Raw genomic sequence first — 22815 nt, forward strand, 5'->3', positions numbered from 1 at the left:
CCGACCAGCCGATCAACCAACCGCCGCCGCCCGCGCCTCACCAGCCGGGCGGCGCTGTTTTGTGAGCCCGACATGGATTACATCGACTTTTTGCGCGCCAAGATCCGGATGGCCAGCTTCAGCGGCTTCGAGATCCAGCCGGCGGCAGTGCATGAGCGTCTGTACCAACACCAGCGCGACATCGTGCGCTGGGCGGTGCTGGGCGGCCGGCGCGCCATCTTCGCATCGTTCGGCCTGGGCAAATCCTCAATGCAGAACGAGTGGATGCGTCTGATTGTGCTGCAGGTCCAACGGCCGGGCCTGATTGTCTGCCCCCTGGGCGTCCGGCATGAGCTGATCGCCGAGGCAGCGCTGCTGGGTATCGAACTGCGCTTTATTCAGAGCGGCGCCGAAGTGGCGGAGGACCACCTGTTCTACATCACCAACTACGAGACGATCCGCGAGGGCAAGCTGGATCCGCGACGATTCGCCGCGGTCAGCCTGGACGAGGCCAGCGTGTTGCGCTCGTTCGGCAGCAAAACCTATCAAGAATTCCTGCCGCTGTTCGAGGGCGTCGAGTTCAAGCTTGTCAACACCGCGACGCCGAGCCCGAACCGTTTCAAGGAACTGATCCATTACGCGGGTTTCCTGGGTGTGATGGACACCGGCCAGGCATTGACCCGGTTTTTCCAGCGCGACAGCGAGAAGGCCGGCAACCTGACTCTGTACCCTCACAAAGAAGAGGAGTTCTGGTTGTGGGTGTCCAGTTGGGCCGTGTTCATCCAGAAGCCCAGCGACCTGGGCTACAGCGATGCCGGCTACGATCTGCCGCCGCTGGATGTCCGCTACCACGAGGTGCCCAGCGACTACAGCGCCGCCGGCGCCGACAAGATCGGCCAGAACCTGCTGTTTCCGGATCTGGCGCTGGGCCTACAGGCGGCATCCGCTGAAAAGCGCGACAGCCTGTCGGCGCGCGTGGCCAAGGCCTGCGAAATCGTCAGCGCGGATCCGGCCGACCACTTTGTGCTTTGGCATGACCTGGAGGCCGAGCGCCACGCGATCCAGGTCGCGCTGCCCGAGGCGGTCAGCGTGTGGGGCACCCAGGGCCTGGACGAGCGCGAGCGTCGCATCGTCGATTTCGGCGCCGGCCGATACCGGCTGCTTTCCACCAAACCGATTATCGCCGGCAGCGGCTGCAATTTTCAGCGCCACTGCCACCGCGAAGTGTTCGTCGGCATCGGGTTCAAGTTCAACGACTTCATCCAGGCGATCCACCGTGTGCAGCGCTTCCAGCAGCCACATCCGGTCCGGATCGACATCATCTATAGCGAGGCCGAGCGCGAGGTGTTGCGCACCCTGCAGCTGAAGTGGGCCCAGCACGAGGAAATGGTGCAGAAAATGACTGAAATCATCCGCCGCTATGGCCTGAACCAGCTGGCCATGCAGGAGACGCTGGCGCGCGCCATCGGCGTGCAGCGCGTCGAGGCCAGCGGCGACCGTTATCTGGTGGCCAACAACGATTGCGTCGACGAGGCGCGCCGGCAGCCCGAAGACAACGTCGACCTGATCGTCACCTCGATCCCTTTCGCCAACCACTACGAGTACAGCCCCAGCTACAACGATTTCGGCCATACCGAGGACAATGACCATTTCTGGCGGCAAATGGACTACCTGACGCCGGAGCTGCTGCGGATCCTGAAGCCGGGCCGACTGTACTGCTGCCACGTCAAGGACCGAATCTTGTTCGGCAATGTCACCGGCGCCGGCGCGCCTACTGTCAGCCCATTCCACGCCGAGGCGATTTTCCACGCTCGCCGGCATGGCTTCGACTACATGGGGATGATCACCATCGTCACCGACGTGGTGCGCGAGAACAATCAGACCTACCGCCTGAGCTGGACCGAGCAGTGCAAGGACGGCACCAAGATGGGCGTAGGCAGCCCGGAATACGTGCTGCTGTTCCGCAAACCACAGACCGATCGCAGCCGCGGCTACGCCGACGAGCCGGTGGCCAAGTCCAAGGCCGACTACACCCGGGCGCGCTGGCAGGTCGATGCGCATGCGTTCTGGCGCACCAGTGGCAACCGCCTGCTCTCGGCCGAGGAGATGGCCAGCTACGGCCCGGCGAAGCTGGCACAGATGTTCACCGACTTCAGCCTGGCCAACGTTTACGACTACGAGCACCACGTCCGGATTGGCGAGGAGCTGGAAGCACGTGGTGCGCTGCCGGCCAGCTTCATGTCGCTGGCGCCGGGTAGTCACCACCCGGACGTGTGGCACGACGTCAGCCGCATGCGAACGCTGAACGGTGACCAAGCCCGGCGCAATGTCGAGCAGCATGTTTGCCCGTTGCAGTTCGACATCGTCGACCGGCTGATCGAGCGCTACAGCAGTCCTGACGAGCTGGTCTACGACCCGTTCGGTGGCCTGATGACCGTTCCATACCGCGCAATCCTGAAGGGCCGCCGCGGTCAGGCCAGCGAGCTGAACCACGGCTATTTCCTCGACGGCGTCCACTACTGCAAATCGGCTGAGGCCGAGTTCGCTATGCCGTCCCTTTTTGATTTCGATAAGGAGGTGGCAGCATGAACATTGACCTGCAGCAGTTCTGCGCCAGCAAGCACGATAGTCGCGCCTGGCTGCATACGCCGTTTACCGTCGGCGGGAAAACCGGTGCGTCCAACGGGCACATCATGATCGAGCTGGACGCCGCTGGAGATCACCCCGCGCCGCCCGCCAACTTCAACATGGCCCAGGTATTGGACCGCATCCCGACTGCCGGATACCGGCCCCTGCCAGCTTTGCCATCGCCGGTATTCATCACATGCCGTACTTGCAGAGGCCAAGGCCACGGCCGGGAGTGCGCGTCATGCGATGGCGAGGGCGAGTTTGAGCACCACGGCCATGACTACGAGTGCAAGGCCTGCGATGGGGAAGGGGAGCTCGCAGGGGAGTGCCCTGATTGCAATGGGACCGGGCAAAGAGAGGCCTCCATCCCGGTCAAGATCGGCGAGGCCTTTTTCCAGCTCCGATACCTGTCGCTCATCGCTGCTCTGCCTGACGCAGAAATCGCAACGGCAGGCCCGAGTGGCATCGCCGGCTTCAGATTCAACGGCGGCCGCGGCGCGCTAATGCCGACCCGCACCTGACCACCACCAACGTGGAGGAATGACCATGCAACCAAACATCAACCCCGCCGCGCTGGCGGAGGAAATCAAGGCCGCCATCCGCGAGTTGGTCGGCGACTCGTCTTATCCCGACCTGCTGGCCGCAGTAGACAAGTTGGCTGCTGAGGCCAATGCCAGTCAACAAGCCGGCGAGTTCGCTCAATTAATACTTCACGACAACATCACCGCGATGCAGGCCGCGTGGCTCGAATGGAAACACGGAGCAGGCGCGGACAGCGCCATGGAGTGGATCGAAAACACGCTGGATGGCCCCGGACTGATCCCCGAGGAGGACGAGCCAAACAGCCAAAACGCCCAGGCCTGGCACGACGCCAACTGCTCGCGGGCACTGAAACAGAAACTGGAGGCGAGCAATGGCTAACACCAAAACCACCACTCCGCCGGAGTTCGTGGCCACATCCTACGCCAGCGCGCTGAACGCGTGCCGGGCGATGGTATCGGCTCAGCATGCTGGACCAATCACACCCGACATGATGGCTGCCTGGGATAGCGGGCACCGCGTCGTGAGAGAGGCGGAAGGCCACGCCATGCCGGTGATCAAGACCGTTTCGATGATGCAGGAGGCGCTGAAATAGGCTGAGGACGAGCTGTGCCGCCTCGGAGCCGAGCTCACGAATGAGGGGTGGGACACCTGGACCATCAAGCTCGCACTGGATGTGATCCGCATCGCCCTGTATGGCGGTGATGGCGACGGCCAGGGCACGGAGCATTTCGAAGCCGCCAGAGCCGCGCTCCAAGCGCAGCGTGACAAAGAAGACAAGGAGGTAGCGTGATGCAACCCAACACCCAACCCCGCCAAGTGTGGAGCCACAACGGCGAAACGTTCCAAGCCGACTCCCTGCGCGAGCTGATCAACGATTACGAATTGGCGACCGGTTCAGTCGTCCACGTCGGCGAGGTGCAGGAACACGGCACGAACTGGATCGACGCGGACGACGTGATCGAGCAGATTGCCGAACGCGGCGGCGATGAAGGCGGCGAATTTGCCGACGACTTCCCCGACGTTTCCACCGAGGCCAAGGCCGAACTGCAAGCGTTTCTCGACCAATGGCAGGCGGAGCACTGCGTGGCCAGATTCTATCAAGTCGTCAACATCCGGCAGCACACCGTCACCGAGACCGACATGGAGGAGGCACCATGCAAACCATGACCCAACTGGCAGCGCTGATCGATACCGCCGCCCGCGCATTCCGATCCGGCGACCTGACTGCCGATCATATCGAACGTGTAGAAACTGCGCTGCAGCTGCACCAGGCGGCCACAGAGCAGAGCGGCGAGCCGGTGCCGGTGGCTGAGATGTGGGCCGTGTACTTCGATGGCGAGGGCACTCGCTACTCATCGGGGTTCGTCACGCCGTGGAAACTGTACGAACATCGGGAAGCCGCCCAGGCAGAGGTAGACAGCCTATCTGACCTTCCGGGCAGGTACATGGCATGCAAGGTTTTCATCTACACCCGCCCGCAGCCCGCGCCGGCCGTGCCGGATGGGTGGCGCACGATGTTGCAGCGGCTGATCTATGAGTGCGAGAGGGCGGATAAGCAAGCGCTCGATGAGGTCCGCAGGGGATTCATCCATGGGCATGTTGTTGCTGAGGCCCGCGCCATACTCGCCGCCGAACCAACCGCCGAGGAATCCTCGGTAGATCAGCCCGCGCCGGCCGGGCCGGAGGGGTGGCGCGAGGCGATTGAGTCGGTGTTGTATGCCATGACCTTCAATCCATCGTGCCAAGAGGGCATGGTGCCGATGTGCGCCTGCCGCCCCTGCGCCGATCATCGCATGCGCACCCTGCTCGCCGCCGCACCGCAGCCAGCCCAGCAGCTTCCATCCGCGCTAGACGACATCGCCGCCGAGCGCTGCCGGCAGATCGAGGTCGAGGGCTGGACACCAGAGCATGACGACCAGTACGGGGAGTATGTACTGCCCTGCGCCGCCGGCTGCTACGCAATGTACACGCTGGCATACCCGGCAGGCGATCCGCCCAGGCCGTGGCCGTGGGCTGGAGACTGGTGGAAACCCAGCGCGGACCCTCGCCGCAACCTAGTGAAGTCCGGCGCCCTGATCGCTGCCGCGATTGAGCGCATCGATCGCGCCGCCGAGCGGCAGCCGAATGAAGGGAGAGCGTAATGGGCGGGCTAGACAACATCATTGCACAACGGATTCGAAACAACACCAGCGCGGCAGCGCCAACGAGCCGGCCAGTGGCAGAGATCCGATTCAATGGGGCCGGTAACAAGATCGCCTACCTGACGCTGGAAGGGGAGAAGTTGCCGCCGGGGTCTCCGTTGTTCGCTGAACCTCGCCTTCCTGGCCAGCACCTGCCGGATGTGATCGAGGAGATTGCCCAGCAGTGGGATGGATGCATCTACGATTCGCCCAGTGGCGAAATTGACATCGGCCAGGCTATTCGCGCGGCTGGCAAGCGGCTGGTGAGCGAGCAGCCGAAGGAAGGGGACGAGTGATGCGCAAATACGAACTGCCGCCGATAAATATCCAGCGACCACGGATCATTGAGCACCATGCGACACCCATCAGGCCGTCGCAACATGGCAAGTACTTCAACTCATGGGAGGAGGCTCACGCGGCGCTGTTGGAGCGGGCGCGCAAGCAAGTAGTGATTTGCGAGCGCAAGCTGGCTGAGTCTCGGCGATTCCTCGAAAGGGTCGAGGCAATGCGGAAAGGGGGCAAGTAATGGACGGGTTCTACCTGCAAGACTCCCGCAGCCTTACCGGCGACCACCTGCAGTTCTGGGGCGTCGGCGGCCGCGGCTACTACACCGATCTGGCCAGGCTGGAGATCTACACCCGCGACCAGGCGCTGGCGCAGCACCGCAGCCGCGAGACCGACATCCCCTGGCCGCGGGCCTATATCGACGCCCGGGCGCACTGCGGTGTCGATCACCAGCATGTCGACGTGGACGAGGCGGCGCGCGCCGCCACGGGCGAAACGCGCTTCTACGCGGCGCACCTGGGCGAGTTCAACGGCAACGATCTGATTTTCGTCAGCACCGCCGGCGACCGTACCGCCGATCTCCGGCGCGCCGCGGTTTATGGCGCGGACGATGTCCCGGCGCTGTCCGCGCGCGGCCTGCGGCTGCTGCCGGCCGGCTACATCGACGAGCGATCGCGCCTTTTGGTCAGCCAGAAAGACGTCTCGATCGCCACCGCGTTGCGCGACACCGGCATCAAGCTGAGCAAGCGGCGCCGGCCGGCGCGCGATCGCTTCAACTGCGCCAGCTGCGGCCGCTTCGTCACCGCCGCCGGCTGGTATGGCAGCTGCCCGAACTGCGGCAACTGCAGCGCCTGAGAAAGGAGAGGTGAGTGATGGTCAATCACATGAATCCGCGCCAGTTCAAGAAGCTGTGCGCCAAGTGCCATTGCCTTGTTTTGAAAATTGATCCCAGCTATGCCGGATCAACGCATACTGCACTACCGGGTGAACGATATGACTGGTTTCACTTGGACGTGCTCAAAGGCACTAAAGGTTTTGGCGAGAGGGTTGGTTATGAAGAGCCAGAGTGGGAAGACCAGTCCGCCTGGAACATGCTGACCGACATGGTGTTCTGGCATTTTGCAGAGATTAGAGACGGGGAGGAACAAAACGGGATGCCATGGGCGAGCTGGCCGGTAGGCGTGAAGCCGACGACCTGGCGCGATTACTTGGCTCTTGGGCAGCGCGTAGCGCTTGAAGTGAGGCGGCCATGCTAACCCCTAACCAACTCGCCGGGCTGCGTGCCTACGTCGATGCCACCGCTGCCAACAATGGCGTTTCACCTGGCACGGAGCTGGCAATGCAACTGCTCGCCCACATCGACGCCCAGGCCGCCGAACTGGCCGAGTGGCACAAGCTGCGCGACTCGAACGCACTGCACATCAACCTGCTGCGCGGCATGCCTGCCAGGCTGACGACAGAGCAGCTACTACACATCGCTGGCGATGAGTATCAGCGTATGGCCGCGCGCATCACCGAGCTGGAGCGCGAGCGCGACCACTGGAAGGCCAACCACGACAACCAAGTGCAGCGCGCCCGCATCCTGGTGGAGCGGCCTGACATGCCTCTGGAGCGTGTCAGGGCATTTGAACGGTATGCGGAGTTGGAAAGGGACGCGGCGCGGTATCGGTGGCTGACTCAGGATGCCCACATCGGAGAATGCTTTACAGATCGTGGCGTCGTTCTCGAAATCTGCGGAACGGACCGAGAAATTCCCGTTCTCCACGAGCGTGCAACCGACAGGGATGAAGTAGATGCCGCCATCGACGCCGCGATGGAGCAGTCTCAGCCGACCAGCAGTGGATGCAGGGACTGAATTCGATAGAGGGTGCCACCGGTGGAACGAGCCAGCTGAACCGGCTTTATTGTAAGCCCGTGCAGCTCAAACTCCTTAATGGGCCAAGGATGGGAAATTAGTCTGCAAAAATCACTCACATCCTTGCCATTTCCTAGCGTACCCGGAAGCTCTTCTTCACCAATATCCGTTCGACGCGCCAGCAGAAAATAGAGCTGCTCAAATCGGAAATCGAACACAAGCCTACCCTGCTCATCCCGAACGGGACTTCGCAATTCCTTCAGTTCTTCCAGCAATTCAGCATCTCTCGCAGCCAATAGCCGGGCAAACTCTCCCTTGAAATATGCAACAACACGGGCGAGGTATTTTGTCTTAGTCACGGCGCGCTCCGCAGAAGAAACACCCATCATATCGCAGGCTCCATTCAGCGTGCTTGCGCAGGAGAACCACATGCATCTAATCGGCCTCGCCGGACCACTGAAGTCCGGTAAAGACACCATCGCTGACCATCTGGTCGAAGAGCACGGCTTCGTGAAGATCGGCTTCGCGGACAAGATCAGGGAGGAGCTGTCCGCCGCATTCCCTGATCATGATCATGACTTCGAAAATCAGGACATGAAAGACGAGCCTAGTTTCCATCTCGCGCTTTTCCTGTGCTGCGATGCAGGCTTCCTTCACTGGCTGAAATGGCGGGATATCGGGACAGAATCAGGCGACCGCCGCGTCCCGCACTCGCCTCGCTGGCTGCAGCAGCATTGGGGCGACTACCGGCGCGCGACGGCCGGGTGGGACTATTTCATCTGCGCAGTGCGCGAGCAGATCGAGGCTGCTGCGGCGCCGGTTGTCGTGTCTGGCCTGCGCTACGCCGCAACTGCTCCGATCCCTACAGCTGAGGCAGACCTGATCCGGCAGCTAGGAGGCTGGGTCTGGCACGTCGACCGGCCGGGGTATGAGGCATCACTCGCGCATACAACTGAGATCGCTCTGCCGCGCGATCCGCGCGACCTCACGATCGACAACGGCGGCAACGTCGAGGCTCTACTGGAAACCGTAGACTTGGCCTGCATGGCTCTTGCATGAGCAGTAATGAACGCTTACATCAAGCCCGCCAAAAGGTGAATTTGAAGTTTCCATAAGCAGTAACAGCGCACTAGTTTTCTTCATAGGGCTGCCTTTGGGCGGCCTATTTTATTTGAGGGCGGCCATGTATAGGTTTGTCACGATCGAGAGGTTTGCCGAGCAGACCGGATATACGCCGGTGGCCGTCAGAACGAAAATCCGGGACGGCATATGGAAGGAGGGGATTGTCTGGGTAAAAGCCCCAGATGATCGAGTGCTTATTGATACGGAGGGTTATCAAGAATGGGTGCAGAACGGGAGTACGAAGGCGTTAGGCCCGCTTCGAAGTCGACGATTGAAATCGACTTCTACTATGCGGGAGAACGATGCAAGGAGCGGATCAAGCTACAGCCCACCCCCGCTAATATGAAACGTGCGGCCCAACATCGGGCCGCTATTCTTTTGGCGATTGACCAAGGGACGTTTGATTATGCAACTACATTCCCAAATTCCAAGCGCGCGAATGCACTGGCTCGTGCTGTATCGAGCAAGATGCTTGCCTGCGATTACATCGTCGCATGGCTGGAGAAAAAGGCACTGACGATTAAGTCGAGCACTATGAGTGGGTATCGGAAGATTGTCTACGGCCACTTGATTGGTATTCTTGGGAACGATGTTTTGGCAGATTTAAATCGCGGTGGAATTCGTGAAAAACTGGAGAAAACTAATTGTTCAAATAAAACTCTGGCGAATATACAGTCTGTCCTCAGAACAGCGCTTAATGATGCTCTGGACGATGGCCTAATACAGTCTAATCCTGTTGCCGATTGGACTTATAGAAAAGTTGAGCCACCGAAAACGGATGATGATATCGATCCATTTACCTCTGAAGAGCAGACACGGATTCTGAATGCATGCGAAGGTCAGGCCAGGAACTTCATTCAGTTCGCTTTTTGGACTGGGCTCCGCACATCTGAGTTGGTGGCGCTGGATTGGTCTGATGTGGACTGGAAGCGTCGGGTGATTCGCGTCAACAAGGCCAGGACGCAAAAGGCCGTCAGTGCTGAGGATACGAAAACACGGGCGGGGCGACGCGAGGTAAAGTTGCTGGCGCCGGCGCTCTCCGCTCTGATGGATCAGAAGCAGTACACCTACACCCAATGGGCGGAAATTTTCCAGAATCCGAATACCGGGGATAGGTGGGCAGGGGATCAGCCGATTCGGAAGACCATGTGGCAACACGCCCTCAAGCGGGCAAAAGTGCGGTATCGTTACCCGTATCAGACCCGTCATACCTATGCGTCAATGATGCTCTCAGCTGGCGAGCACCCGATGTGGGTGGCGAAACAGATGGGGCATGCGGACTGGGGCATGATCCGGCGAACGTATGGGCGCTGGATTCCATCCGAGGTCGATGACGCCGGCAGCAGGGCGGTTGCGATGTTTTGCCCAAAGCCAGACGAGCAATGAATTTTGGAGCGTTGGTCTGTTTTTGGTCAGTATCTTCAAAACCACTACCGCCAGACGCGCAAGAACGCGGGTTCGATTCCCGCCGCCTCCACCAATTTCCAGCCCCGGCTTTCGCCGGGGCTTTTCATTGCCTGAAAGGGCATTCTGCAAAAAAGCGACGGGCGCTTAGCGGCGGCTTGTTCTGCATCAAGCAATCATGCCATTGATATTTTCCTCGAGGACCCAATCCGGCAGACTTTAACATGTATTGATTATGCATTTTAAGGCGGGCCCTTGCGCCCGCGGTGTCAGTCTGGCGTGTCCGGCGGCTGTGTCCTTGCTGCATTCGCCTCCGGCTCGCCGATATCAGGCGAGGAGTGTTGCGGTGAAAAGATTGCTGAAGAACGGATTTTCCTTGTCCGGCGTTTTGGCGGCGGCGCTGTCCTGTTTGGCCGCGCCGGCGGGCGCAGGGCCCTTGCCGATCGTCCATCAGGCACTGGTGGCGCCGCCCATGATGCCGCCGCCGATCACGCGCAAGACGCCGGCCCGGGTGGTGGTGGATTTGACGGTGGAGGAGGTGGAGCGCGAGATCGCGCCGGGTTCTCGCTACATGTTCTGGACCTTCGGCGGCACGGTGCCGGGCAAGATGATACGGGTGAGGACCGGCGATACCGTGGAGCTGCATCTGAAGAATCTGGCCAGCAACAAGCTGCCGCACAACATCGACCTGCACGCGGTCACCGGGCCGGGAGGCGGCGCGCCGCAGACGCTGGTGGCGCCGGGCAATCAGGCGGTGTTCAGCTTCAAGGCGCTGAATCCGGGCCTCTATGTCTACCACTGCGCCACTGCGCCGGTGGGCATGCACATCGCCAACGGCATGTACGGCATGATTCTGGTGGAGCCGGAAAAGCCGCTGCCCAAGGTGGATCGCGAGTACTACGTGATGCAGGGCGAATTCTACACCGGCACCGGGTATCGGGCCGGCGGGCTGCAGCCCTTCGACATGCAGAAGGCGATAGATGAAAAGCCGACCTATGTGCTGTTCAACGGCGCCGACCGCGCGCTGGCCGGCAACAAGGCGCTGACGGCCAAGGCCGGTGAAAAGGTCCGGATCTACTTCGGCGTCGGCGGTCCCAATCTCGCTTCCAGTTTCCACATCATCGGCGCGATCTTCGACAAGGTGTACAACGAGGGCAGCGCCCATTTCCAGCGCAATGTGCAGACCACGATGGTGCCCGCCGGGGGCTCGGCCATCGTCGAGTTCACGCCCAGGGTGCCGGGCAGCCTGACCCTGGTCGACCATTCGCTGACGCGGGCTTTCAACAAGGGGGCGATCGGCCTGTTGACGGTCAGCGGCCCCGAGCGGCCCGACATCTATTCCAAGGGCGTGATCAGCGCGCTGGGCGCGGCGTCGCCGGTGTCGGCAAGACCTTCCCTGGGCGAAGGCGCGCCGGTCAACGCCGAGCCGCCGCAAACGCACGAAGCGGCGCCGACCGATCATGGCCGGGCGGTGTTCAGCAAAAACTGCGTGGTCTGCCACCAGGCCAATGCGCAGGGACTGGACGGCGTGTTTCCGCCGCTGGCCAATTCCGATCTGATCCAGAAGCGTCCTCTGGAGGCGGCCAGGATCATCCTTGGCGGCCGCGCGGGGCCGATCACCGTCAACGGCGTCAATTACAACGGCGTGATGCCCGCGCTGGACTTGTCGGATCAGGAGGTGGCCGACGTGCTCAACTATGTCAGCACGCAATTCAACCATGGCAAGCCGGTGGTCACGGTGGACGAGGTGAAGACGCTGCGGGCGCAGCGGCAATGAGCGCGCGCCTGGCGCTCGCGCTGGCGTGTTGCGGGCTGTTGGCGTGGCATGCGGCGCGGGCCGCCGATTATGAGGCGGTATCCGGCGGGGCTTTTCGCAGCGCTTTGTCTCCGGATGGCGCGACCGTGGCGGTCAAACCATACCGGCTGAGGGCGAGGCCAGTCACCAACGGCGAGTTCCTGCGCTTCGCGCAGGTGCATCCGGCGTGGCGGCGCGGGGTGGTTCCCGCCCTGTATGCCGGGGGTGGATATCTCGCCGACTGGCGCGCCGCTGACGACTTTGGCGATCTGCCTGCAGATGCGCCGGTCACCCGCGTCAGCTGGCATGCGGCGCGCGCCTATTGCCGCAGCGAGGGCGCCCGCCTGCCCGCGTGGCACGAGTGGGAGATGGCGGCAGCGGCCGATGCCGGCCGCCGCGACGCCCGGGATGATCCGCAGTGGCGGGCGCGCATCCTGCAATGGTACGCGCAGCCGACTGGGCGGCTGCTGGCGCCGGTGGGGCGAGAGCCCAATGTCTGGGGCGTCAGCGACTTGCATGGTTCCATCTATGAGTGGGTGGAGGATTTCAACGGCCTGTTCGTCACCAGCGACAGCCGATCCCAAGGGGAGCAGCGCACGCTGGCCACCTGCGGCGCGGCGGCCTTGTCGCTGGGCGACCGGGAAAATTACGCGATCCTGATGCGCATCGCGATGCTGGCGGCGCTGAACGCCGCCGACACCGTGGGCACGGTGGGTTTCCGCTGCGCCAGGGATGAATCGGAGGAAAGACCATGAGGGGATGGAAAGGCGGCCTGGCCGCATGTTTGCTGGCGCTGGCGTCGAGCGGGGGCTGGGCGGGAAATGATCTGCCGGGCGATTCGTTGTACCGGCTGGATGCGCCGCTGACCACTCAGCGCGGCGACGCGCTGCAGTTCTCGGATCTGGCCGGCAAGCCGGCGCTGATCACCATGTTCTACGGCGATTGCAAACTGGCTTGTCCGATCGTGATGGAGGGCGTGAAATCCATCATCGCCGCGCTGCCGGCCAGGGACAGGGATCGGGTGACGGTGTTGATGGTGAGCCTGAATCCAGGGGCGGACACGCCGGTAAGTTTGTCGCATCTGGCGGGCGAGCACGGAATCCGGGCGCGGAACTGGCTGCTCGCGGTCGGCAAGTCGGATGAAGACACCCGCGGCGTCGCCGCCGCGCTGGGCATACGCCATCGGCGGCTGGAAAGCGGCGAGATCAACCACTCCACCCGCATCGTGGTGACGGACCCGCAGGGCAGGATCGTAGCCTCCACCGAGGATATCGGCCCCAAGCCCGATCCGGTGGTGGTCAAGGCCCTGCGCGCGCTGCTCAAGTAAGGGAGGCGATCACTTTTCCAGTTGCCAGAACAGCGGCTGGACGAAAGGGGACCACCGCGCGGTGCGCACGCCGGCCTCGGCCAGCGCGTCGCGCGTCCATTGGTTGCAGGTGACGATGGGGTTGTAGCGGCCATGGGCGGGGTAGAAGGCGTCGTTGTCGCCGTAGTGATAACCCTTTTCCTGTCGTGCCTGGCCGTTGGCGTCAAAAGGCGCGCTGCGGCGGATGAAGTCAACCAGCCGGCGGTATTGTTCTGGACTGAGCAGAATGCGCCGGGTGTCTTTGCCTTCCGTCGGCTGGGGCAGGTATTCCACGTGCAGCACGCTTTGGTCGAAAGCCAGCGCGGCCAAGGCTTTGCCGGCGCTCAGGTCTTCCCAGTTTTGAATGGTCAGGAAGAATACCTTGCTGCCCCAGCCGATGGAGATATAGGGCGAGCGCGCGTATTGATCGGGGCGGCGGATGTGTTCCGGAGGAAAGGCGGCGGACCAGTCCATCGCGTCGGTTTTGACCGGCATGATCAGGCTGGTGTGCACGCCATTGCTGTCCAGGTAGATGGGTATGCCGCCTGCGGGCGGCTGCCAGCTGCGGTTGGCGGGCAGCCAGCCCAGCGCCAGCGCGGCGAGCAGGTAGCAGATCAGTAGCGCGGGAATAACCAGCAGCAGGCGCAGAAGGTGGCGAAAGGCGATGCCGGAAATGTGCATGGTGTTGGCGAGCTTGTCGGGTATCGGATATCAGGGGAATCTTATTTACCTTGGGTTGCGGTGGGCTGTCAAATATCCATTTTCATTTCCCTGGCTGGAGTTTGGGACGCGCGCGAGGAAAGTGACATCCATGGTTGGGCATGGTTGTGGCGCAGCGCTGACGGCTGGAATGCGAAACACCCCGCTAGGGCGGGGTGTTTGTCTTGGGGCTCAGTGGTGGTCGTGCCGGTAGGCGAACACCGGAAGCTGCCATTCGCGCCACAGCGCGACTAGGCGCAGCGCCAGGCCGAAGGCGAAGCTGGCGATCACGTTCCAGTCATGGGGCATGGCCAGATGGTTGAGGCCCAGGTACAGGATGGCCACCAGCAGCGACACGCTGGCGTACAGCTCGCGGCGGAATACGATGGGCACGCGGTTGCACAGCACGTCGCGCAGAATGCCGCCGGCGATGCCGGTGATCATGCCGGCCATTACGATGATGACCGGGTGGTAGCCCATGCCCAGCGCCACGTCGCAGCCGATGATGGTGAACGCCACCAGGCCCAGCGCGTCCAGGATCAGGAACAGGCGGTTCAGATGGCGCATATAACGGGCGACCAGGACCGCGGCCAGGCCGCCGGCCACCACCAGCAGCACGTACTCCGGATGCTGGGTCCAGCCTATCGGGTAACGGCCCAGCACGATGTCGCGCACGGTGCCGCCGCCCAGCGCGGTGAGGAAGGCGATGACGGCTACGCCGAAAATGTCCATGTGGCGGCGGCCGGCCGCCAGCGCGCCGGTCATCGCTTCCGCGGTGATGGCGATCAGGTAGATCAGGGTCAGCATGATGAAATCTTATGGGGGTGGAACGATGGAATGCCAGCCGGAGCGATGGCGCGCGGATGACGGAAAACGGAAATGAGGCGCGAAAGGCTCGCGCCGAGGCATGGATGAGCGGACAAGGCAAACTCCTGGACGGTTTCCGGGTTGGGTAACAGCCTCTCCCCTTGTCCTTTTACCTGAGAGTTGCGCGGCCTTTGGCCGCTTGCCCCTTCGGTGGGCCGCGCGGGGCGGCCTCTCTCCAATCGGCTTGAATCGATACTGCGCTGCGGTACGTTTGCCTGAGCGATTATGGGAGCTTGCGTCTTCGGCGGGGGCGCGGCCCCTCTCTCCCGCAGAACCGGAATATTAGCTTTCGCTATTGCAATAGTCAATGCGGGAACCGAGTCGCCCCGGCTCCCGCGCATGGCTTAGGCCTTGCCCCGCTTGCCGGGCGCGGAAGCGGCCGGCGGCGTGCCTGGAGCCTGGCCGTTGGCCTTGCCCGCAGGCTTTTTCGCGGCGCTCGTCCGCGTGGCCGGCTTGGCTATCGGCTTGATTTCCTCCGATGTCGGCTTCGGCGCGGCGGGCTTGGCGGTTGTTGCCGGCGTTTTGGCTGCCGGCGAGGGTTTTGCCGTGGCCGGTTTGCTTGCCGGAGTGGTCTTGCGCGCTGCCGGCTTGACGGTTTTGGCCGATGGTTTGGCGGCGGATGCAGGCTTCGCCGGGGCAGCTTTGCTTGTCGCGGCCTTCGCGGAAACGGTTTTGCCGGAGACGGGCTTGGCCACGGGGAGCGAAACGGCGGGGGCGGCCTCGACTGGGACCGGCGAGAGGACCGCAGGCTCCGCTTCAGCCCGAGCTGCGGGAGAGGCGGCGTGGATCGCGGCGTCGAGCTCCAGCGTCTTGGCCACCTCATTCAGCCGCGACTGGTGCTCGGCCGGAATGGGACCGTTCAGCGCCATCAGATCGCGAGCCAGCAGCCAGGCCTGATGGCGGCGACGAGCATCCGGCAGCAGCAGAGGCAGGCCGCGCAGCGCGCGCGGCGCGTCCAGCCGTACCAGCGCCACCTGATGTCGGACGATGTCCTTCAATTGCATCAGCGTCAGCGGATACTCGTGGCGCACGTCGCGCATCACCCGGCGGATGGCGTTGAACGGCCGTTCGTCCACCACGCCGATGCCGATGCTGACGTAAAGCAGCAACCGCACGAAGCCGTCGGCCAGCGTGCCTTGCTCGAAGCTGGGGTCCAGCGCTTCGCGCTTCAGGCGCGCCAGTTCCCGGGTTTCCCAGGTCAAGGCTTGGTTGCGCGGCTCGCCGGCGGGGGCGACGCCGACCAGCGTGGCGAGCTGCGGCGATTCGTAGACGGCGCGGAACAGCTGCTCCTGCGCGGCGTCGCGCAGGTCGCGGTAGTGGTCCAGCGACTGAACGATGAAGCCGGACAGCTGTTCCTGCCACAGCCACAGCGGATTGTCCGCCGCGACGGGCCGGCGTTGCTCGCGCACCTTGGCGGCGAGGTCCGGTAGCCACCACAGCCACGGGTTTTTCGGCGAGACCAGCGTCCGCTCCAGGCGGGCGGGGTGCAGCTCGCGCAGCAGGCGGGCGCTGGCCTCATTGCTGGCGGCGCGCAGCGCGGGGGAGACGTAGCGGTCGTACACGCCTTGGTTGATCTCGGACACGCGCTTCACCACTTCGAACGCGCGCTCGTCGTCGCGGCCGTCGTCCAGCGCCAGGATGTCGGACACCTCGCGCGCTTCGAAGCGGATGATGTAGCGGCCTTCGATGTATTCCTGGCCGGGCGCGTCGGGCGCGATGTCGTCGATGACGGCCTCGTACAGGCCGGGAGCCAGCACGTCGATCAGGTCCAGCGCGCTGGCGAATTCGCTGTGCTCTTTGTTGGCGACGCCGGCGGAGACGAAGATGCCGAGATGGCCCACCTTGTTGTGCAGGCAATAGACGATGGTCTGCTCGTTATTGCGGATGTCCTCGGCGCTGTCGTACAGGTCGGCGATCCAGTTCAGCGCTTGCTGCGGCGGCGTGATGTTATCGCCCCAGGATGCGAACACCATGATGGGCGAGCGGATGTTGCGCATGTCCACCCGTGCCTTGCCGTCATGGCTGGTGATCTTGCCGTGGACCAGCTCGTTGCCGACAAACAGCTTCTGGGTGATCCATTCCATTTCCGCCTTGTTCAGCAGGTAATGGCCGCCCCACCAGCGTTCGAAGTCCAGATAGCGTTGCGGCTCGGTGTCGATCTTGGCGTACAGATTGTAGGACTTCTTCCACAGGGTATTGGCCGGATCCAGCTTCTCGAAGTTCTCGACCAGATGGGCTCCGTCGAAATGGCCGTTGCCCAGGTCGCCGGCCAGCGACGCGGTCCAGGTGCCGCCGTTCAGGCCGCCGGCGTAGCGCATCGGGTTCTTGCCGCGCACGCCGGCCCAGTACGACAGCGGCGATCCGGCCAGCAGGATGGGGCCGACCAGTTCCGGCGCCACCGACGCCAGCATCGCCAATGCCCAGCCGCCCTGGCAGTTGCCGATCACGAAGGGCTTGCCGTCGCTGTCCGGGTGCAGCTCGTTGACGCGTTTGAGGAAGTGTCCTTCGGCCTTGGCCACGCTTTCTATGGTCTGGCCTGGCACCGGTTGGGGGAAGAACATCACGAAATAGCAGGGATGGCCCTGTTGCAGCGCGATGCCGATCTCGCTGTCCATCTTGAAGCCGCCGATGCCCGGCCCATGGCCGGCGCGGGGGTCGATGACGACGAAGGGGCGCTTGGCGGGATCGGTGGGCGGGCAGTTGGCCGGCGGCTGGATCGCCGCCAGCGCGTAGTTGGCCGGATCGGGCAGCTCACGGGCGTCCATGATGATCCGGTAGTCGAAAACCAGCACCGGAGGCTTGCCGCTTTCGCAGTGCTCCAGGTAGGCTTCGCCGCGGCGGTACAGCGTGTCCCAATACAGGATGCCGCGCTGGCAGGCGTCCAGCCAGTAATCAAACAACGGTTGAGGGAACGGGAACTTCCCGCCTTGAACTGCAGCAGTTGACCACATTGCAACCCCTTGTTCTTGAACGGTAGGAAAAGACGCGACGGCTCATCGCGAGCCATGGCCGTCACTGTACTCGTTATCTGCTGCGATGCAATAAATGCGAATGGTCTGGCGGCGATATGTGGCGCGCAGCCATCAATTTGTTGCAGCGCAAACAGAGGTTCGAGTCGCGGCGGCCGCTTCCAGTTCCTTGACCATCACCACGCTGGCGTAGGCTTTGTCCGGCCATTGCAGCGGCGCTTCGACGCGGTAGCCGCGCTTGCCGTAGCGTTCTACCAGATGGGTGGCGGGTTCGGCGGTGTCCAGGCGGATGCGGCGATAGCCCTGGAGGCGGGCCCAGTCCTCGGCGGCGTCCATCAGCCGCGAGCCCAGTCTTTGCCCTTGCCAGGCGGGATCGACGGCGAACTGCATCAGCACCGCTCCGTCGGTTTGGCGGAATTGCGGACAGGGCGAGGCGGGCCGCGGATGATGCACCGTAACGGTGCCGACCAGCTCGTCTCCATGCCACGCCAGCAGGCAGTAGCCGCCGGTGATGCGGCGGCGGGTGACGGCCGCGCTTTGATCCACCGCGGTGTAACGCAGGCCCATCGCGGCCAGCTGGGCATAGGCGCAGTGCAGCAGGGCGGTCAGTTGTTCGATCGAGTCGGTTTCGGCCAACGGGCGCAGCGTGAACATGTCTTCAATCATCCGGTACGGGAAACCTCGACTGAAGCAATTGTCATGCCGGGCGGATGTCGGCGCGCTGCCAGTCGCCGGCCATTTCCTCGCTGATCAGCTGTTCCGAGACGAAGTCGATGAAGGCGCGCACCGCCGGCGACAAGCCGCGGCGGGTGGGGAAGGCGGCGTGCAGGATGCCCCAGGGAAAGTCGTACTGCGGCAGGATGTGCCGCAGCCGTCCGTCCGCCAGCGCCTGGTGGCAGACGTTGGCCGGCAGCGCGGCGACGCCGATGCCGGCGATGGCGGCTTCCAGCAGCACGATCATGTCGTCGGTCATCAACCTGGGCGTGTCCAGGTGGATAGTGTAGCTCTGGCCGACATTGTCCAGCAGCACCCATTGGCCGCGGCCGTCCGGGCGGCTCATGGCCAGCGCGGGCAGGGAGGCCAGCCGTTCCGGCGTTTTCGGCTCGCCGTGGCTTTCCAGAAAGGCCGGACTGGCCACCAGGATCACCCGGCTCCGGCCCAGCCGGCGCACCACCAGGCTGGCGCTGTCTTCGATCACGTTGCGGACCCGGATTGCCACGTCCACGCCTTCTTCTATCAGGTCCACCCGGCGGTTGGTGGCGTCGAGGATCACCCGCACCTGCGGGTGGAGCGCCAGAAAGCGGGGCAACGCGGCGCTGAGCATGGTTTTGGACAGCAGCTCCGGGCAACTGACGCGGATCAGGCCGCGCGGCTCGGCGCTGCTGTGCAGCACCGTCTCGTCGGCCGCCTCGGCCTCGGCCAGCATCGCCTGGCAGTGCTGGTAGTACTGGCTGCCGATTTCGGTCAGCGACAGCCGGCGGGTGGTTCTTTGCAGCAGACGCACGCCCAGCCTGGCTTCCAGCTCGGCTACGCGGCGGGACAGCTTGGACTTGGGAATGCCCAGCACGCGTCCGGCGGCCATGAAGCCGCCGTGCTCGACGACTTTGGCGAAGTACAAGAGATCGTTCAGGTCCTGCATGATTGTTTCATTGATGGAACAATGTTTCCGATTTTAACAGTCTAGTCCTGATTGTTCTGGATATCTATCATCCACTCATCGCAATCGAACCCCGAAGGACCCAGACCATGAAACTGCTTCACCTCGACTCCAGCATCCTGGCCGACAACTCCGTCACCCGCGAATTGTCCGCCGTCGTCGCCAACACCCTGCGCCAGCGCCACGCCAATGTGGAAACCAGCTACCGCGACCTGGCGGCCAACCCGATCGCCCACCTGTCCGGCGAAATCGTCGGCGCGCGTTTCGCGCCCGAATCCGACTGGACCGCGACCCAGCGCAGCGAGGCCGCGCTGAGCGACCAGCTGATCGAGGAATTCCTGGCTGCGGACGTGCTGGTCATCGGCGCGCCGATGTACAACTTCTCCATCCCGACGCAGCTGAGAAGCTGGATCGACCGCGTGTTCGCCGCTGGCCGCACTTTCAAGTACACCGAAACCGGCCCGGTGGGCCTGGTGAAGGACAAGAAAGTGGTGTTGGTGTCCGCCCGCGGCGGCGTGCACAGCGGCGAGCAGGGCAGCCTGATGGATTTCCAGGAAGACTACCTGGTGAAAGTGCTGGGCTTCCTGGGCGTCAGCGATGTGGAAATCATCCGCGCCGAAGCAGTCAATATGGGGCCGGACAAGCGCGCCACCTCCATTCACATGGCCAAGGAGGCCATCGCCAAGCTGGCGCTGTAATACCGGCTGGCCATGAAAAAGCCCGGCTTTCGAGCCGGGCTTTTTTGCGTCCATGTCATTCCAGCGGCTGCTTCAGCACTTGATCCACGCTGGCTTCGCTCAAGTAGCGGCGCAGGATCGCGCGCAAGGCGCCGTCGCGGTACATCTTGCGCAGCTCCTGGTGCCAGAGCTCGGCGGCGGCCGGCGTGAACCGCGCCTTGCTCAGCGCGATGGAGCCGGCGATGGTTTCGCCGTCGGGGAAGAAGTCGCGCGCGTTGACCAGTTGCTCGGCGTGGTGGGCGCGAAACCATGGATCGTAGCTGATGGGGTGCGCGAGAACGACGTCCACCAAACCGTTGACCAGCATGCGGTACAGGTCGTCTTCGCTTTCCGCGATCACCAGCTTGTGTTGCTGGGCAAGGTCGTTCAGCAGCCGATCCTGGGCGGGGCTGTGGCGATAGCCGCGTATCGCTCCCCAGCGCAGAGAGGGGGACTTGAGCAGATCGTCTAGCGAATCGGCCCGGTTGGAACGCGGCAGCAGCACCATGTTCTTGCTGTGGTTGTAGGGATACAGCCACAGATAGCGCTGGCGCTCCGGCGTGATCAAGGTAGAGGAGCCGATGTCAGCCAATCCAAGCTCCAGTTGCTTGAGCGCGCGGATGCGCGGGTAGTCGGCCTCCGCGCGGATCGGGCAATCCAGCCGCCGCGCCAGCTCGCGCACCAGGTCGACATCGTAGCCCTTTCCCTGGTGGTAGGCGACGCCGAAATCATAGTAGGCGATGGCCAGCGGTCCCTGCGGACAGGCGGGATTGCCAGCCTGGGCGGTTAGCGGCAGGAGGAGCGGAATCAGCCAGCCGGCCAGGCGCTGTAGGAAGGGGGTGCGCATCATTCCAGCGGCTTCTGCATCATCTGCTTGGCGGCGCTCTCGTTCAGATAGCGGCGCAGGATGTCGTACAGGCTGCCGTCCTGATACATCTTCAGCAGCTCCTGATGCCATTTCTCGGCGGCGGCGCGGCCGAAGCGCGCCTTGCTCAGCGCCAGGCCGCTGGCGACCATGTCGGTTTCCGGATACAGGTCCAGCACCACGATCTGGCCGGCGTTGGGCAGCACGCGCAGCCAGCGTCCATAGCTGAACGGTTGGGCGAAAATCGCGGTGACCACGCCGCTGCTCAGCATCTTGTACAGATCGTCCTCGTCAGTGGCGATCACCACTTTGCGCTGGGCGTTCAGTTCTTCCAGCAGCTTGTCTTGCGAGGGGCCGTGATGGTAGCCGCGTATCGCTCCCCAGCGCAGCGCCGGGTCTTCGCGCAGCGCGGCCAAGGTTCTGGCCTGGATGACCGGGTTCAGCAGCACCATGTTCTTGGTGTGGTTGTATTGGTAAATCCATGAGTATTGCAACCGGTCCGGCGAGGCCAAGGTGGAGGGGCTGACGTCTATCTGCCCGCTGGACAGCATTTTCAGCGCGCGCAGCCGGGGCAATTCGGTCTCGCTGGCGATGGGGCAGCCCAGCCGGCGGGACAGCTCCCTGACCATGTCCACATCGTAGCCCTTGCCGTCGCGGTAGGCGGCGCCGATCTTGTAGTAGCCGATCTTGAGCGGGCCGTTGGGGCAGGCCGGGTTGGCCGCGGCCAGGCAGGTCGCGGAGAGCAGCAGGGCAAGCACGGGTGGAATGTTTCGCCGCATTTCGTATGTCACCTCTGAATATTGCTTCTTCTACCCCTGGGCATATCGCTGACACACCGGTTTTCATTGCCGCCGCAGGCCTGGGCGTGGACGGCTTGGCCATCGTCAGAGAACCGGCGCGCGCAACAGGTAGTCTGTGGTTTCCTCGCTCAGGAAGCGGCGGAATATCTCGCGCAGGCTTCCGTCGCGGTACATTTTTTTCAGTTCCGCATGCCAGAGTTCGGCCGCCGACTCAGGAAACCGTTTTTTGCTGAGCGCCACGCCGCCGGCAGTCGCTTCGATATCGGGAAACAGATCCAGCACGACGACTTGCTTGCGGATGCTGGGGGCTTGAAGCCAGTCGTCATAACTGGTCGGATGCGCAAGCGCGCCGGTGATCACGCCTGTAGTCAGCATTTTGTACAGATCATTTTCATCGATGGCCGTCACCACCTTGTTTCTCTTCGCCAGCTCGGCCAGCAACTGGTCCTGCATCGGGCTGAATTTCCAGCCGCGGATCACGCCCCATCGGAGCTTCGGATCGCTGGGTAAGGCGGTCAGAGTGCGGGCCTGCACTTCCGTGCGCAGCAGCACCATGCTTTTGCTGTGTTTGTAAGTGTAGATCCAGGCGTATTGGAGGCGGTCCGGCGTGGGGGTGGCGGAGGTGGCGATGTCGATTTCGCCGATTTGCAGCAGCTTGAGGGTGCGGATCCATGGAAAGACGCTTTCGTTGGCGATGGGGCAGCGCAGGCGGCGCGCGATTTCGCGTATCAGGTCCACGTCGTAGCCTCGTCCATCGTGGTAGGCCAGGCCATATTCGTAAAATCCCACTTTTAGCGGCCCGGAGGGGCAGGCGGGATTGCTTTCCGCCGCATGGGCAAAGGACGTTAGCCATAACAGGCCGACAAGGGCAAGTCTGTAGATTCGCTGCATGCTAACGCGCCATCCGGAAGTCTTTGATTTCAATCATAGCCGCGCTGTCGGCGGCTGCTACCCCCGGCTGGAGGCGATAAGGGCGCTTGCAGAGCCTGGCGCGGCGGCTTTTGGACGGGCTAAGCGGAAAAACAGGCGGGGCGGACGATCCGCGATGCGGCGCGGCCGGCTTGGGGAGGGCGCCATCCGGCGCGGGCGGGACAGGCCGCCGGCCG

The 22815-nt window shown here is 63.2% G+C and carries 26 protein-coding genes and 2 riboswitches; of the genes, 17 read left to right on the forward strand and 9 right to left on the reverse strand.

Annotated features, from left to right (window positions below; all coding sequences use genetic code 11):
* Positions 1-72: 72 nt before the first annotated feature.
* The 11 genes from VA599_RS00480 to VA599_RS00530 all read left to right on the forward strand — a co-directional run bounded on the left by VA599_RS00480 (position 73) and on the right by VA599_RS00530 (position 7470).
* A complete protein-coding gene (locus VA599_RS00480; protein WP_346787308.1) occupies positions 73-2568 on the forward strand; it encodes a DNA methyltransferase in 2496 nt (831 codons plus the stop codon).
* Entirely contained in the window at positions 2565-3128 is a 564-nt protein-coding gene (locus VA599_RS00485) for a hypothetical protein (protein WP_346787309.1), read from the forward strand. Before VA599_RS00480 ends, VA599_RS00485 begins: the two co-directional genes overlap by 4 nt.
* 25 nt (positions 3129-3153) lie before the next feature.
* On the forward strand, positions 3154-3528 hold the full coding sequence (locus tag VA599_RS00490) for a hypothetical protein (protein ID WP_346787310.1): 375 nt from the start codon (positions 3154-3156) through the stop codon (positions 3526-3528).
* Positions 3521-3742, forward strand: coding sequence for a hypothetical protein (locus VA599_RS00495; RefSeq protein WP_346787311.1), 222 nt, complete (start codon positions 3521-3523; stop codon positions 3740-3742). The genes VA599_RS00490 and VA599_RS00495 overlap by 8 nt, the downstream gene beginning before the upstream one ends.
* Before the next feature lie 197 nt (positions 3743-3939).
* Complete coding sequence (locus tag VA599_RS00500; protein WP_346787312.1) at positions 3940-4317, forward strand: hypothetical protein; 378 nt, start codon at positions 3940-3942, stop codon at positions 4315-4317.
* Positions 4305-5291 (forward strand): hypothetical protein, encoded by a 987-nt coding sequence (locus VA599_RS00505; RefSeq protein WP_346787313.1) that lies wholly within the window; start codon positions 4305-4307, stop codon positions 5289-5291. The genes VA599_RS00500 and VA599_RS00505 overlap by 13 nt, the downstream gene beginning before the upstream one ends.
* Positions 5291-5626, forward strand: a complete 336-nt coding sequence (locus VA599_RS00510) for a hypothetical protein (protein ID WP_346787314.1) — start codon at positions 5291-5293, stop codon at positions 5624-5626. Before VA599_RS00505 ends, VA599_RS00510 begins: the two co-directional genes overlap by 1 nt.
* Positions 5626-5856, forward strand: a complete 231-nt coding sequence (locus VA599_RS00515) for a hypothetical protein (protein WP_346787315.1) — start codon at positions 5626-5628, stop codon at positions 5854-5856. Before VA599_RS00510 ends, VA599_RS00515 begins: the two co-directional genes overlap by 1 nt.
* Positions 5856-6470 (forward strand): hypothetical protein, encoded by a 615-nt coding sequence (locus VA599_RS00520; RefSeq protein WP_346787316.1) that lies wholly within the window; start codon positions 5856-5858, stop codon positions 6468-6470. The genes VA599_RS00515 and VA599_RS00520 overlap by 1 nt, the downstream gene beginning before the upstream one ends.
* A 14-nt stretch (positions 6471-6484) precedes the next feature.
* The gene (locus VA599_RS00525; RefSeq protein ID WP_346787317.1) at positions 6485-6871 is read left to right on the forward strand and encodes a hypothetical protein; all 387 of its coding nucleotides are present in this window, start codon (positions 6485-6487) and stop codon (positions 6869-6871) included.
* A gap of 83 nt (positions 6872-6954) precedes the next feature.
* Positions 6955-7470 (forward strand): hypothetical protein, encoded by a 516-nt coding sequence (locus tag VA599_RS00530; RefSeq protein ID WP_346787318.1) that lies wholly within the window; start codon positions 6955-6957, stop codon positions 7468-7470.
* Here VA599_RS00530 and VA599_RS00535 read toward each other — a convergent pair.
* The gene (locus VA599_RS00535) at positions 7440-7859 is read right to left on the reverse strand and encodes a hypothetical protein (RefSeq protein WP_346787319.1); all 420 of its coding nucleotides are present in this window, start codon (positions 7857-7859) and stop codon (positions 7440-7442) included. The two genes, VA599_RS00530 and VA599_RS00535, sit on opposite strands and share 31 nt — an antisense overlap.
* A gap of 40 nt (positions 7860-7899) precedes the next feature.
* Here VA599_RS00535 and VA599_RS00540 point away from each other — a divergent pair, with 40 nt between their 5' ends.
* The 5 genes from VA599_RS00540 to VA599_RS00560 all read left to right on the forward strand — a co-directional run bounded on the left by VA599_RS00540 (position 7900) and on the right by VA599_RS00560 (position 13118).
* Complete coding sequence (locus VA599_RS00540; RefSeq protein ID WP_346787320.1) at positions 7900-8529, forward strand: nucleoside/nucleotide kinase family protein; 630 nt, start codon at positions 7900-7902, stop codon at positions 8527-8529.
* A gap of 282 nt (positions 8530-8811) precedes the next feature.
* Positions 8812-9978 (forward strand): site-specific integrase, encoded by a 1167-nt coding sequence (locus VA599_RS00545; RefSeq protein ID WP_346787321.1) that lies wholly within the window; start codon positions 8812-8814, stop codon positions 9976-9978.
* A 364-nt stretch (positions 9979-10342) separates the two neighbouring features.
* Positions 10343-11773 (forward strand): copper-containing nitrite reductase, encoded by a 1431-nt coding sequence (nirK, locus tag VA599_RS00550; RefSeq protein ID WP_346787322.1) that lies wholly within the window; start codon positions 10343-10345, stop codon positions 11771-11773.
* Positions 11770-12546 (forward strand): formylglycine-generating enzyme family protein, encoded by a 777-nt coding sequence (locus VA599_RS00555; protein WP_346787323.1) that lies wholly within the window; start codon positions 11770-11772, stop codon positions 12544-12546. The genes nirK and VA599_RS00555 overlap by 4 nt, the downstream gene beginning before the upstream one ends.
* Positions 12543-13118 carry an SCO family protein gene (locus VA599_RS00560; protein WP_346787324.1) on the forward strand — a complete coding sequence of 192 codons (576 nt, stop codon included), beginning with the start codon at positions 12543-12545 and terminating at the stop codon, positions 13116-13118. Before VA599_RS00555 ends, VA599_RS00560 begins: the two co-directional genes overlap by 4 nt.
* Before the next feature lie 9 nt (positions 13119-13127).
* Here the strand turns inward: VA599_RS00560 and VA599_RS00565 are convergent, their stop codons facing one another.
* The 5 genes from VA599_RS00565 to VA599_RS00585 form a co-directional block, all read right to left on the reverse strand.
* Complete coding sequence (locus VA599_RS00565; protein WP_346787325.1) at positions 13128-13817, reverse strand: TIGR02117 family protein; 690 nt, start codon at positions 13815-13817, stop codon at positions 13128-13130.
* A 210-nt stretch (positions 13818-14027) separates the two neighbouring features.
* A complete protein-coding gene (locus VA599_RS00570; protein WP_021478083.1) occupies positions 14028-14642 on the reverse strand; it encodes a trimeric intracellular cation channel family protein in 615 nt (204 codons plus the stop codon).
* Positions 14643-14793: 151 nt separating this feature from the next.
* A riboswitch (glycine riboswitch) is annotated at positions 14794-14891 on the reverse strand.
* 4 nt (positions 14892-14895) lie between these two features.
* Positions 14896-14981: riboswitch (glycine riboswitch) on the reverse strand.
* Positions 14982-15046: 65 nt separating this feature from the next.
* Positions 15047-17653, reverse strand: a complete 2607-nt coding sequence (locus VA599_RS00575; protein ID WP_346787326.1) for a DUF3141 domain-containing protein — start codon at positions 17651-17653, stop codon at positions 15047-15049.
* A gap of 132 nt (positions 17654-17785) precedes the next feature.
* The gene (locus VA599_RS00580) at positions 17786-18325 is read right to left on the reverse strand and encodes a GNAT family N-acetyltransferase (RefSeq protein ID WP_346787327.1); all 540 of its coding nucleotides are present in this window, start codon (positions 18323-18325) and stop codon (positions 17786-17788) included.
* 43 nt (positions 18326-18368) lie between these two features.
* Positions 18369-19310, reverse strand: coding sequence for a LysR substrate-binding domain-containing protein (locus tag VA599_RS00585; RefSeq protein ID WP_346787328.1), 942 nt, complete (start codon positions 19308-19310; stop codon positions 18369-18371).
* A 107-nt stretch (positions 19311-19417) separates the two neighbouring features.
* On the opposite strand from VA599_RS00585, the gene VA599_RS00590 reads away from it, so the two are divergent.
* Entirely contained in the window at positions 19418-20026 is a 609-nt protein-coding gene (locus VA599_RS00590) for an FMN-dependent NADH-azoreductase (protein ID WP_021478078.1), read from the forward strand.
* 55 nt (positions 20027-20081) lie between these two features.
* Here VA599_RS00590 and VA599_RS00595 read toward each other — a convergent pair whose 3' ends face one another.
* The 3 genes from VA599_RS00595 to VA599_RS00605 all read right to left on the reverse strand — a co-directional run bounded on the left by VA599_RS00595 (position 20082) and on the right by VA599_RS00605 (position 22600).
* A complete protein-coding gene (locus VA599_RS00595; protein WP_346787329.1) occupies positions 20082-20894 on the reverse strand; it encodes a substrate-binding periplasmic protein in 813 nt (270 codons plus the stop codon).
* Positions 20891-21667 (reverse strand): substrate-binding periplasmic protein, encoded by a 777-nt coding sequence (locus VA599_RS00600; RefSeq protein WP_346787330.1) that lies wholly within the window; start codon positions 21665-21667, stop codon positions 20891-20893. The genes VA599_RS00595 and VA599_RS00600 overlap by 4 nt, the downstream gene beginning before the upstream one ends.
* 126 nt (positions 21668-21793) lie before the next feature.
* On the reverse strand, positions 21794-22600 hold the full coding sequence (locus VA599_RS00605; protein WP_346787331.1) for a substrate-binding periplasmic protein: 807 nt from the start codon (positions 22598-22600) through the stop codon (positions 21794-21796).
* Between the last annotated feature and the right edge of the window lie 215 nt (positions 22601-22815).

Origin of the sequence: Chromobacterium indicum (assembly GCF_039708975.1) — a bacterium.
Lineage (GTDB): Bacteria > Pseudomonadota > Gammaproteobacteria > Burkholderiales > Chromobacteriaceae > Chromobacterium > Chromobacterium piscinae.

What these genes read in the sequence shown, in the direction of transcription:
- VA599_RS00605 (WP_346787331.1), bottom strand. Translation starts at nt 22,600, where the DNA reads ATGCAGCGAATCTACAGACTTGCCCTTGTCGGCCTGTTATGGCTAACG.
- VA599_RS00545 (WP_346787321.1), top strand. Translation starts at nt 8,812, where the DNA reads ATGGGTGCAGAACGGGAGTACGAAGGCGTTAGGCCCGCTTCGAAGTCG.
- VA599_RS00565 (WP_346787325.1), bottom strand. Translation starts at nt 13,817, where the DNA reads ATGCACATTTCCGGCATCGCCTTTCGCCACCTTCTGCGCCTGCTGCTG.
- VA599_RS00555 (WP_346787323.1), top strand. Translation starts at nt 11,770, where the DNA reads ATGAGCGCGCGCCTGGCGCTCGCGCTGGCGTGTTGCGGGCTGTTGGCG.
- VA599_RS00490 (WP_346787310.1), top strand. Translation starts at nt 3,154, where the DNA reads ATGCAACCAAACATCAACCCCGCCGCGCTGGCGGAGGAAATCAAGGCC.
- VA599_RS00495 (WP_346787311.1), top strand. Translation starts at nt 3,521, where the DNA reads ATGGCTAACACCAAAACCACCACTCCGCCGGAGTTCGTGGCCACATCC.
- VA599_RS00585 (WP_346787328.1), bottom strand. Translation starts at nt 19,310, where the DNA reads ATGCAGGACCTGAACGATCTCTTGTACTTCGCCAAAGTCGTCGAGCAC.
- VA599_RS00515 (WP_346787315.1), top strand. Translation starts at nt 5,626, where the DNA reads ATGCGCAAATACGAACTGCCGCCGATAAATATCCAGCGACCACGGATC.
- VA599_RS00575 (WP_346787326.1), bottom strand. Translation starts at nt 17,653, where the DNA reads ATGTGGTCAACTGCTGCAGTTCAAGGCGGGAAGTTCCCGTTCCCTCAA.
- VA599_RS00540 (WP_346787320.1), top strand. Translation starts at nt 7,900, where the DNA reads ATGCATCTAATCGGCCTCGCCGGACCACTGAAGTCCGGTAAAGACACC.
- VA599_RS00570 (WP_021478083.1), bottom strand. Translation starts at nt 14,642, where the DNA reads ATGCTGACCCTGATCTACCTGATCGCCATCACCGCGGAAGCGATGACC.
- VA599_RS00505 (WP_346787313.1), top strand. Translation starts at nt 4,305, where the DNA reads ATGCAAACCATGACCCAACTGGCAGCGCTGATCGATACCGCCGCCCGC.
- VA599_RS00595 (WP_346787329.1), bottom strand. Translation starts at nt 20,894, where the DNA reads ATGATGCGCACCCCCTTCCTACAGCGCCTGGCCGGCTGGCTGATTCCG.
- VA599_RS00480 (WP_346787308.1), top strand. Translation starts at nt 73, where the DNA reads ATGGATTACATCGACTTTTTGCGCGCCAAGATCCGGATGGCCAGCTTC.
- VA599_RS00520 (WP_346787316.1), top strand. Translation starts at nt 5,856, where the DNA reads ATGGACGGGTTCTACCTGCAAGACTCCCGCAGCCTTACCGGCGACCAC.
- VA599_RS00500 (WP_346787312.1), top strand. Translation starts at nt 3,940, where the DNA reads ATGCAACCCAACACCCAACCCCGCCAAGTGTGGAGCCACAACGGCGAA.
- VA599_RS00560 (WP_346787324.1), top strand. Translation starts at nt 12,543, where the DNA reads ATGAGGGGATGGAAAGGCGGCCTGGCCGCATGTTTGCTGGCGCTGGCG.
- VA599_RS00590 (WP_021478078.1), top strand. Translation starts at nt 19,418, where the DNA reads ATGAAACTGCTTCACCTCGACTCCAGCATCCTGGCCGACAACTCCGTC.
- VA599_RS00580 (WP_346787327.1), bottom strand. Translation starts at nt 18,325, where the DNA reads ATGTTCACGCTGCGCCCGTTGGCCGAAACCGACTCGATCGAACAACTG.
- VA599_RS00530 (WP_346787318.1), top strand. Translation starts at nt 6,955, where the DNA reads ATGCAACTGCTCGCCCACATCGACGCCCAGGCCGCCGAACTGGCCGAG.
- VA599_RS00485 (WP_346787309.1), top strand. Translation starts at nt 2,565, where the DNA reads ATGAACATTGACCTGCAGCAGTTCTGCGCCAGCAAGCACGATAGTCGC.
- VA599_RS00535 (WP_346787319.1), bottom strand. Translation starts at nt 7,859, where the DNA reads ATGATGGGTGTTTCTTCTGCGGAGCGCGCCGTGACTAAGACAAAATAC.
- VA599_RS00510 (WP_346787314.1), top strand. Translation starts at nt 5,291, where the DNA reads ATGGGCGGGCTAGACAACATCATTGCACAACGGATTCGAAACAACACC.